This is a genomic window from Bacillus sp. NTK074B (assembly GCF_017303375.1).
In the GTDB taxonomy this organism is placed as follows: domain Bacteria; phylum Bacillota; class Bacilli; order Bacillales; family Bacillaceae_B; genus Rossellomorea.
In genome coordinates this window covers 290,881-300,122 of sequence record NZ_JAFKOH010000005.1, presented here as the reverse complement: position 1 = coordinate 300,122, position 9,242 = coordinate 290,881, and the positions used below count along the sequence as shown (strand labels likewise).

The 9,242-nt window shown below is 43.6% G+C and carries 5 protein-coding genes, 16 tRNA genes and 1 rRNA gene; all 22 read left to right on the top strand.

Translation table 11 applies throughout. The features are described from left to right. The first annotated feature begins 376 nt into the window (after nt 1-376). A 5S ribosomal RNA gene (gene rrf / locus JI667_RS11175) occupies nt 377-493 on the top strand. A 7-nt stretch (nt 494-500) separates the two neighbouring features. After that, nucleotides 501-575 (top strand) — tRNA-Asn (locus JI667_RS11170). A 6-nt stretch (nt 576-581) separates the two neighbouring features. Continuing rightward, a tRNA-Ser gene (locus JI667_RS11165) sits at nt 582-673 on the top strand. Between the two features lie 16 nt (nt 674-689). Next, a tRNA-Glu gene (locus tag JI667_RS11160) sits at nt 690-764 on the top strand. Nucleotides 765-804: 40 nt separating this feature from the next. Further along, a tRNA-Val gene (locus JI667_RS11155) sits at nt 805-880 on the top strand. 75 nt (nt 881-955) lie between these two features. After that, a tRNA-Met gene (locus JI667_RS11150) sits at nt 956-1,029 on the top strand. 91 nt (nt 1,030-1,120) lie between these two features. After that, nucleotides 1,121-1,197 (top strand) — tRNA-Asp (locus tag JI667_RS11145). An 82-nt stretch (nt 1,198-1,279) separates the two neighbouring features. Further along, nucleotides 1,280-1,355, top strand: a tRNA-Phe gene (locus JI667_RS11140). A 14-nt stretch (nt 1,356-1,369) separates the two neighbouring features. Continuing rightward, nucleotides 1,370-1,445, top strand: a tRNA-Thr gene (locus tag JI667_RS11135). Nucleotides 1,446-1,461: 16 nt separating this feature from the next. Continuing rightward, a tRNA-Tyr gene (locus JI667_RS11130) sits at nt 1,462-1,545 on the top strand. Nucleotides 1,546-1,662: 117 nt separating this feature from the next. Then, nucleotides 1,663-1,736 (top strand) — tRNA-Trp (locus tag JI667_RS11125). 16 nt (nt 1,737-1,752) lie between these two features. After that, nucleotides 1,753-1,828: transfer RNA gene (locus JI667_RS11120), tRNA-His, on the top strand. A gap of 39 nt (nt 1,829-1,867) precedes the next feature. Further along, a tRNA-Gln gene (locus tag JI667_RS11115) sits at nt 1,868-1,939 on the top strand. A 4-nt stretch (nt 1,940-1,943) separates the two neighbouring features. After that, nucleotides 1,944-2,018, top strand: a tRNA-Gly gene (locus JI667_RS11110). Between the two features lie 7 nt (nt 2,019-2,025). Further along, nucleotides 2,026-2,099, top strand: a tRNA-Cys gene (locus tag JI667_RS11105). 8 nt (nt 2,100-2,107) lie between these two features. After that, nucleotides 2,108-2,191: transfer RNA gene (locus JI667_RS11100), tRNA-Leu, on the top strand. A 4-nt stretch (nt 2,192-2,195) separates the two neighbouring features. Next, nucleotides 2,196-2,269 (top strand) — tRNA-Gly (locus JI667_RS11095). 337 nt (nt 2,270-2,606) lie between these two features. Further along, on the top strand, nt 2,607-3,548 hold the full coding sequence (locus JI667_RS11090) for a carbohydrate ABC transporter permease (protein WP_368077897.1): 942 nt from the start codon (nt 2,607-2,609) through the stop codon (nt 3,546-3,548). Further along, nucleotides 3,548-4,375 carry a carbohydrate ABC transporter permease gene (locus JI667_RS11085; protein WP_206853038.1) on the top strand — a complete coding sequence of 276 codons (828 nt, stop codon included), beginning with the start codon at nt 3,548-3,550 and terminating at the stop codon, nt 4,373-4,375. The genes JI667_RS11090 and JI667_RS11085 overlap by 1 nt, the downstream gene beginning before the upstream one ends. A gap of 82 nt (nt 4,376-4,457) precedes the next feature. Next, nucleotides 4,458-5,735 (top strand): ABC transporter substrate-binding protein, encoded by a 1,278-nt coding sequence (locus JI667_RS11080; RefSeq protein ID WP_206853037.1) that lies wholly within the window; start codon nt 4,458-4,460, stop codon nt 5,733-5,735. Between the two features lie 142 nt (nt 5,736-5,877). Continuing rightward, nucleotides 5,878-7,689: a sensor histidine kinase gene (locus JI667_RS11075; RefSeq protein ID WP_206853036.1), complete on the top strand. Its 1,812-nt coding sequence runs from the start codon at nt 5,878-5,880 to the stop codon at nt 7,687-7,689. After that, nucleotides 7,670-9,238 (top strand): response regulator, encoded by a 1,569-nt coding sequence (locus tag JI667_RS11070; protein ID WP_206853034.1) that lies wholly within the window; start codon nt 7,670-7,672, stop codon nt 9,236-9,238. Before JI667_RS11075 ends, JI667_RS11070 begins: the two co-directional genes overlap by 20 nt. Nucleotides 9,239-9,242: the final 4 nt, after the last annotated feature.

The following is a 9,242-nucleotide window of genomic DNA, read 5'->3' as shown; positions in this document are numbered from 1 at the left end:
ACTAGGTAGATAGGTCAGAGATGGAAGCATGGCGACATGTGGAGTTGACTGATACTAATCGATCGAGGACTTAACCACACTATAAAGCGGAGGCGGCTTGAACAGAGACGACAAGCATTTCCGGGCAATCAGAAGAGGGTGCTTTTTACCCTCAGCTGATTGAACTGAAATGACCTCGAGTCTCTAGCCGCCGGAGCTGGATTGCAGTCTACTTTCAATAGTAGTTGCAACAATTGGTCGATACTCGGCTTTCTTGACATCAATCCTTTATCTAGTTTTCAGGGAATAAATTTTATACATAAATATAAAAAAAGCCTTGAAAAAATATTTCTACGCGATATAATAGTATTTGTCCTTAAAAAGAGACAATGCATAGTCTGGTGATTATGGCGAAGAGGTCACACCCGTTCCCATGCCGAACACGGAAGTTAAGCTCTTCAGCGCCGATGGTAGTTGGGGGATCTCCCCCTGTGAGAGTAGGACGTCGCCAGGCATATCGTTCCGCAGTAGCTCAGTGGTAGAGCTATCGGCTGTTAACCGATCGGTCGCAAGTTCGAATCTTGCCTGCGGAGCCATTATATGGAGAGCTGTCCGAGTGGCCGAAGGAGCACGATTGGAAATCGTGTAGACGGTTAACGCTGTCTCAAGGGTTCAAATCCCTTGCTCTCCGCCATCTGAATTTTAATTAAGGCCCATTGGTCAAGCGGTTAAGACACCGCCCTTTCACGGCGGTAACACGGGTTCGAATCCCGTATGGGTCACCAACGTTTTTTGCCAAAGCAAAATAACGTACCTTTACATATCGGAGGATTAGCTCAGCTGGGAGAGCATCTGCCTTACAAGCAGAGGGTCGGCGGTTCGATCCCGTCATCCTCCACCATGATTTTTTACGAAGCGTAAGCGGAGTAAAATAATCTTCCTTAATTAATATGGGTAACTTAACATATTTTATCGTCGCGGGGTGGAGCAGTTCGGTAGCTCGTCGGGCTCATAACCCGAAGGTCGCAGGTTCAAATCCTGCCCCCGCAATACCATTTTTGCTTGTTATTAGTAAGAGATTAGCATTAATCTTTTATGAGTGACGCAAGGATAGTTATTTTCGCTAGCGCGAAAAAACTTTGGTCCGGTAGTTCAGTTGGTTAGAATGCCTGCCTGTCACGCAGGAGGTCGCGGGTTCGAGTCCCGTCCGGACCGCCATTATTTTTTTTGAAAAGGAAAAAGGTTTCGATAAGTGAGCAGACGAAGAGATTCGAAGCTTAGGTGAAGCCGAAAACTATTTGGCTCAGTAGCTCAGTTGGTAGAGCAATGGACTGAAAATCCATGTGTCGGCGGTTCGATTCCGTCCTGAGCCACCATTTATTTACTTGATGCCGGTGTAGCTCAACTGGTAGAGCAACTGACTTGTAATCAGTAGGTTGGGGGTTCAAGTCCTCTTGCCGGCACCAGTCAAGTGATGTAGCTGGAGGGGTAGCGAAGTGGCTAAACGCGGCGGACTGTAAATCCGCTCCTTCGGGTTCGGCAGTTCGAATCTGCCCCCCTCCACCAAGATTTTTTTACGAAGCGAAAGCGGAGTAAAATAATCTTCCTTAAACCACGCGTAGCGAAGCGGAGCATTAAGATCCAATTAGCATGGTGGTTCTTGAAAAAACTAATATATATCATAGGGGTATAGTTTAAAGGTAGAACGAAGGTCTCCAAAACCTTTGGTGTGGGTTCGATTCCTACTACCCCTGCCAATTTTATTTTAATATGGCGATTGTGGCGAAGTGGTTAACGCACCTGATTGTGGTTCAGGCATTCGTGGGTTCGATTCCCATCAGTCGCCCCATAAAAGTCACATTTTTATTTCCGTGACATATACTATCAGTGGGCTATAGCCAAGCGGTAAGGCATCGCACTTTGACTGCGACATGCGTTGGTTCGAATCCAGCTAGCCCAGTAGTGCGGAAGTAGTTCAGTGGTAGAACACCACCTTGCCAAGGTGGGGGTCGCGGGTTCGAATCCCGTCTTCCGCTCCAATAATATGGCGGCATAGCCAAGTGGTAAGGCATGGGTCTGCAAAACCCTGATCACCGGTTCAAATCCGGTTGCCGCCTCCATATGTAATGCCGGTGTGGCGGAATTGGCAGACGCGCACGACTCAAAATCGTGTTCCTCTGGAGTGCCGGTTCGATCCCGGCCACCGGTACCACATCGCGGGTGTAGTTTAGTGGTAAAACCTCAGCCTTCCAAGCTGATGATGAGGGTTCGATTCCCTTCACCCGCTCCAACTTACATACGACAGACTTTCTCTTTATGAGGAAGTCTTTTTTATTGTTTCATTATGAAAAAGCATCTATTTCCCATCACTTTCAACATGATAGGCGTTTATCTGATCACCTTCGCTCCATATACTTTCAATTCCTCGATTTTATTTTCACAAACCCATTTCACCTACGTGCACTTAATACAAGGAAAACGGACCTTTTCCTTTATCCAACATTCACCACAACAAAACTCATCTAGTCAAAATTTTGCCCCTTCTAGGTCAATTGAGTTCCCCTTCTTAAGAAAGCGCTACCATTATAATATAAGAAAGCGATTGCAGTTTAGGGGTGGTGATACGGGTGGAACCGAAGATTCAAACTGGACCAGTAAGCCCAAATGTACAAATGAAGGCAGTGACGAAGAAGAAGTTTAAGTATAAGAGCTTACTGACGTACGCTGCCTTTGTAGGACCGGCACTTTTATTTTTCTTAATGATTCAGATTCTTCCATTCTTGATGGGTGTGTATTATTCATTTACCTCATGGAATGGTGTCAGCTCGGTAGTCGAGTGGGTTGGGTTCGATAACTATACAAAGATCTTTACGGATGATAAGACGTTTTTTAATTCGTTCATCTTCACGACAAAATTCATGTTTGCGGCAGTGATCATCAGTAACCTGATAGGATTTGGATTTGCTCTGTTGCTGAATGCAGCATTGAAGACGCGTAATATTCTCAGGACCGTATTTTTTATCCCGAATGTCATTGGTGGATTGTTACTCGGATTCATCTGGCAGTTCATCTTTGTTAAAGGGTTTGCTTCACTCGGCAATATGACGGATATCGGATTCTTTAAAATGCCGTGGTTGGGTGATGAGAAGACGGCGTTCTGGGGAATTGTCATTGTATTTGCGTGGCAGATATCGGGATATATGATGGTCATTTATGTAGCAGCACTGCAAGGGGTGGACAATTCACTCCTTGAAGCAGCAAAAATGGATGGTGCATCCAACTGGACGCTCCTGACTAAGATCATCATTCCATTAATACTACCTGCGTTCACGATTTGTTTCTTCTTGACGATTTCCATGGCATTTAAAATATTTGATCTTAACATCTCGCTAACAGGCGGTGGACCATTCAACTCCACGCAGTCGGTAGCGATCAATATTTATCAGGAAGCATTCCAGAATAATCGTTATGGTCTCGGGACAGCGAAATCAATTCTGTTCTTTGTAGTAGTGGCCGTGTTTACCACGGTTCAGGTAATGGTGACGAAGAAGAAGGAGGTTGAGGCATAATGGGCAATCGCTATACCAAGAAAACATTTGTATTAGAGATTATCGGAATTGTGATTGGTCTCATCTTCCTTATTCCTTTCTATTTTGTACTAGTTAACTCGGTGAAACCGTTTGCTGCGATTCTGATTGATGCTGCGGCGTGGCCGAAGGAATTCATGTTTTCTAATTATGCAAAAGTGTGGGAGGTCATCAATTTCCCACGTGCTTTCTGGAATTCCCTGATTATTACGGTTTTCAGTAATATTGGATTAGTGATCATCAGCTCAATGGCGGCGTGGAAAATGGTCCGTACACCAGGAAAGTTCAGTAAAATCTTATTTGTAATCTTTGTGTCAGCCATGGTCATTCCGTTTCAGACGGTAATGATCCCCCTGATGAAGGTTGGGGGGACGTTGGGGCTTACGAACAGCATTCCGGGTTTGATTCTCATGTACTTCGGATTCGGTGTCCCACTCTCCCTGTTCTTGTATCACGGGTTTGTGAAGACCGTACCGATTGAAATCGAGGAATCAGCGATGATCGATGGTTGCAGTCAGTTTGGAGTGTTTTGGAGAATCGTTTTCCCATTACTGAAGCCGATCACCGTTACGGTCATTATTTTGAACACATTATGGATCTGGAATGATTATCTCCTTCCATTACTTGTGTTGCAGGATGCGGAGCTCCGTACGATCCCACTTGCAGCCAGCTCATTCTTCGCCCAGTATACGAAGCAATGGGATATGGGTCTTGCAGCGTTGGTTCTCGGGATTACACCGATTATCATCTTCTTCCTGTTTTTACAGAAGCATATCATCAAAGGTATAGCATCGGGTTCAATCAAGTAGATATAAAGTTTCTGTCGAGATGGTCTATCATTGATACAGAAATTTATATAATATATTTTATATCAGGGAGGTCAATCCATTTATGAAACGTATTCTATTACTTTGCATGTCTTTGGTTTTAGTATTTGGAATTATTGCCGGCTGTTCTTCTAAAGACAAAACAAGCAGTTCAGGCGGGGATTCCGGTTCAGGTGATGATGTTGTGACATTGAATTTCTTCCAGTTCAAGGTTGAAATTGCCGATCAGCTACAAGAAATGATCAAGGAATTCGAAGCGGAGCATCCGAACATTAAGGTGAAGCTTGAAACCGTTGGTGGAGGTGCCGATTACGGTGCAGCACTTAAAGCGAAATTCGCTTCTGGTGAAGAACCGGATATTTTCAATAATGGTGGTTTCAAAGAGTTAGAGCTTTGGAAAGAGAAACTTGCAGATCTTTCTGGTGAGCCATGGGTAGAACACGTCCTTCCGATCGGGAAAGTTCCGATGACAGACGAAGACGGTAAGTTATACGGAATGCCGGTTAACTTAGAAGGATATGGATTTGTGTATAACATAGACTTATTTGAAAAAGCAGGGATCACAGAAACTCCTAAAACGATTGATGAATTGAAAGACGCAGCGAAGAAGCTTAAAGCGAAGAAGATCACTCCATTCTCAGCTGGTTACGGCGAGTGGTGGGTAATCGGGCAACATTTACTGAACATTCCATTTGCACAGCAGGAAGACCCGGATAAGTTCATCGCAGGACTTTATGATGGATCTGAGAAAATTGTAGGAAACGAGAAGTTCAAGCAGTTCAAAGAAGTTCTGGACACTGAACTTAAATATGCCAACGATAATCCATTAACAACAGATTACAATACACAGGTAACGTTATTCGCCTCTGGTGAAACAGCAATGCTTCAACAAGGGAACTGGACGGAGAACATGATCACGGAGATCAATCCTGATATCAAGATGGGCTTCCTCCCAATCCCGATCAGTAACGACGAGAATGCAGATCGCCTTCCTGTAGGTGTACCGAATAACTGGGTGCTGAACAAGAACTCAGAACACCTTGAAGAAGCGAAAACATTCTTGGAGTGGATGGTTTCTTCTGAAACAGGTAAGCGTTATATCACGGAAGAATTTGCATTCATCCCTGCATTTGATAATATCGAGCCGAATGGTCTTGGTGACTTGGGTCAATCCATCCTTGACTACTCTAAGGATGAGAAAACGATTCCTTGGACTTGGTTCAAATGGCCGGATGGTGCGAATAAAGAATTCGCAGCAACGATCCAGGAATATGCAGCCGGTAAAATTGATTACGATACTGTACTTGAGCGATTCCAACAAACATGGGATAACCTGAAGTAAACAGAATAATGGAAAGCATGTCTATTAAAGGCATGCTTTCTATTTTATAAGTTTAGTAGGAATATTTCGAAAAAATACTTCCAAGAGCAGGGAATAACACTTTATACTAGGGTATAAGTGAGACCTGGGAGGTCCGTCCCTCATGTTAAAGACAAGCATTCGAAATAAATTGATCGTGCTGTTGATGATTACGACGATTGTGCCGTTTGGCAGTTCGATCATTATTACATATTTGTATACGAAGGATTCGATTGAGGAGCAGGTGGTGAAGGAGAGCAGTAATCTTCTTTATCAGGGGAAGGTGAATTTGGAGAGTTATATTAATGAGCTCAACGGATTGACTCTGTCACTCTATAATAATCCAGATTTCATTCATTTCATGAGATCACCAAGTAAGGAGAATAATTACTTGACGATCGGCATCGTGAAGAATATTGTGCAAACGATTCTCTACACAGGAGATACAATCAATGGGGTACGTATATCCTTTGCTGACGGCGACCGGGCCATTTCTGCAACGAAGCGATCCACTGTTGTATTCTCTAATAGAATAAAAGATTCACAGTGGGAATACTTCAGGAAGGCTGAACGTAGCCCCTATAACATGTACATTGAACCAACCTATAGTCAGGAAGAAGAGAATATTAACCGGTCGAAGGAAATCATCACGATTCACCGGGCATTCCGAAATGTGCCGGGAGATGAAGTGCTTGCGTATATTTCCCTGGATATTTCACCGGATAAGATCATTGACTTGAGCAGAAACCTATATAACTCTGACTCAGAGGAATTCTATCTCCTGTCTTCAGAAGGGGAAATGATTTACAGCTCAGACCGCGATGTATCGGATGATGGAAACAACCAGAAGTGGATCAAAAGGATAATGGATTCAAAGGATGCGTCAGGGACACTTGACTGGAAGGAAGATGCATTCAATGGGGTGATGATGTACGATCAGCTCCCTGATGCCGCCGGGGGATGGTTCCTGGTGAAAAGGGTATCGTATGGCAACCTTTACGAAAGCGCCTTTAGTGTGGCGAAGATCAATATTTTGTTCGGGGTCCTTGGATTGACCCTCGTGGTGTTGGCAACACTGTTTGTTTCTTTTAAAATTACATCTCCTATCCGGATCCTGCTTTCAAATATCCAAGAAGTTGAGAAGGGGAATATGAAGGTTCAGTCCAAATCATTCGGCTCTGATGAAATAGGGATTCTCGGATTCCGTTTTCAGCAAATGATTGAGCGGATCAACCATCTGATCAACCGGGAATATAAGCTTGAGCTGGAAAATAAAACGAATCAATTAAAGGTGCTTCAGTCTCAGATTAATCCGCATTTTCTCTACAATGCGCTTCAGTCCATTGGGACGATTGCGTTAAAGAACAAGGTCCCGCAAATCTACTCCTTGATCACCCATCTCTCAAAAATTATGAGGTACGGGATGAATATGGAGGAGGATGTGGTTCCGTTAAGTAAAGAAATCAATTATACAAACGCTTATCTCCTTTTACAGAAAGAACGGTTTGGTGAGAACCTGGAGTACAGTGTCGAAATAGAAGAAGATATGAAGGATGTTATGGTTCCAAAGATGATCCTTCAGCCCCTCATTGAAAATTACTTTAAGCACGGGTTCGATATTCGTGATGGAGTGGGGCGAATTGATTTAACATGCTTCCTGGATGGTGAGGAACTGGTGATGGTGGTCCGTGACAATGGCGTGGGTGTGACGGAGAACAGATTGCGGGAGATTGAGGAACATTTCAAAGCAGATGCTTGGAATAAAACCGGGGATGAGACCAGTATCGGTCTAAAGAATGTATATGTAAGATTAAAGCTTTACTTTGAGCACGAGGCGACTCTACTCCTTGAGAATCATGAAGATGGAGGCTTTATGGTCACCATGAGGCTGCCGATACGAATGGAAGGTGAGGCAAATGAAAGCAATCATCATTGACGATGAAAAGCATGTACGTGAAGGGTTACTTTTATTGGCGGAATGGGATAAGCATGGCATCCATACCATCCTGGAGGCGGAAGACGGGGACGAAGCCATCGAATTGATCACAGAGCATAGGCCGGAGATCATCTTTACAGATATGAGGATGCCGAAGCGGGATGGCATCAACTTATTAAAATGGCTTCATGCCTCTGACCTTTTAAGTAAAACCATCGTTGTAAGCGGGTATGATGATTTTGAATACATGAGAAACGCCATTTATTATAAGAGTTTTGATTACATTCTGAAACCGATCGAGCCGGATGTACTGAATGAGACACTTGGTAAAGCGGTGAAGGAGTGGAATGAGCAAGCACGCTCAAGAAGATCCCAGGTCGAGGAAAACAGGGTTATGAATGAGGCAAAGCCTCTTTACTGGGATCGATTATTCACTAGCCTCTGTACAAATGAAAGCATTACGACTGAGATGGTGAAAAAGGTTGAGAGAGAGTTTGGTGTTTCATTACGACGCTTGGAGAAAACGGTTGCTCTTCTGCCGATCAAACCGATTGTGATGAAATCCTTGCAGGGTGACAGGGACCTTGCCTTTTTCACCCTGACCAATATCTGCAACGAGCTTTTGCGGAAGCAGAATGATGGGGTTTGCTTTCGGAACAGCAAGAAAGAAGAAGAACTTGTCATTCTCTTCTGGAATCAAAAAAACATACCATATCTGCTGAAGGAAATCTATTCTTTAATCTATCAATATAGCAAGGTCTTTACCATTTTAGCACTCGGGAAGAAGTCGAAAAAGCTGAATGAAGCATATGAATCCGCTCTCGAAGTGTTTTCAAAGCATAATCTGCTCGCTCAAAAGAAGGTTGTCTCCCACCAGGATGTGATGGCGGGATCGCTCCTGCATTTATTGGACCACTCCAATGAATTGAAGTGGGCGATCCGTTCAGGAAGCAGACAGCAGGTACAGTCCCAGCTTGAAGGGGTTTTCGCACAAATGGAAAGCGGTCACACCCTTTCATTGGAACAGCTTAAAGTATGGGAGGATCAATTTGAATTATTGCGTAACAATTGGTTGAAAGAGTATCAGATCAAACGCCAGGATCCATTCTACCTGGGCACGGACTATTGGAACGAAGATGGATCCTTTTCGTTTAGGAAATTTAAAGAAGAAAAGTCGAAAGAATTTATCGAGCTCATACAAACACTGACAGACGTGAAATATCAGAAAGAAAAAAATAATATGCAGCAAATCGAGGAATATCTGCAACAACATTATCAGGAAGATATCAATCTTCAGGAAATGGCCGACAGATTCTTTTTGAGCAGGGAATATATTTCACGTAAGTTCAAGCAGGATTATGGAGCCACCATTACGGATTATGTCACGAATATCCGGATGGAGAAGGCAAAGAAGCTTCTGGAAAATCCCTATTTAAAGATATATGAAGTAGCCTACGGTGTAGGCTATGGGAATGAAAAGTATTTCAGTAAGGTTTTTAAGAAACACGCTGGAGTCACCCCAAATGAATACCGGCATGCCCAAATATAAACTT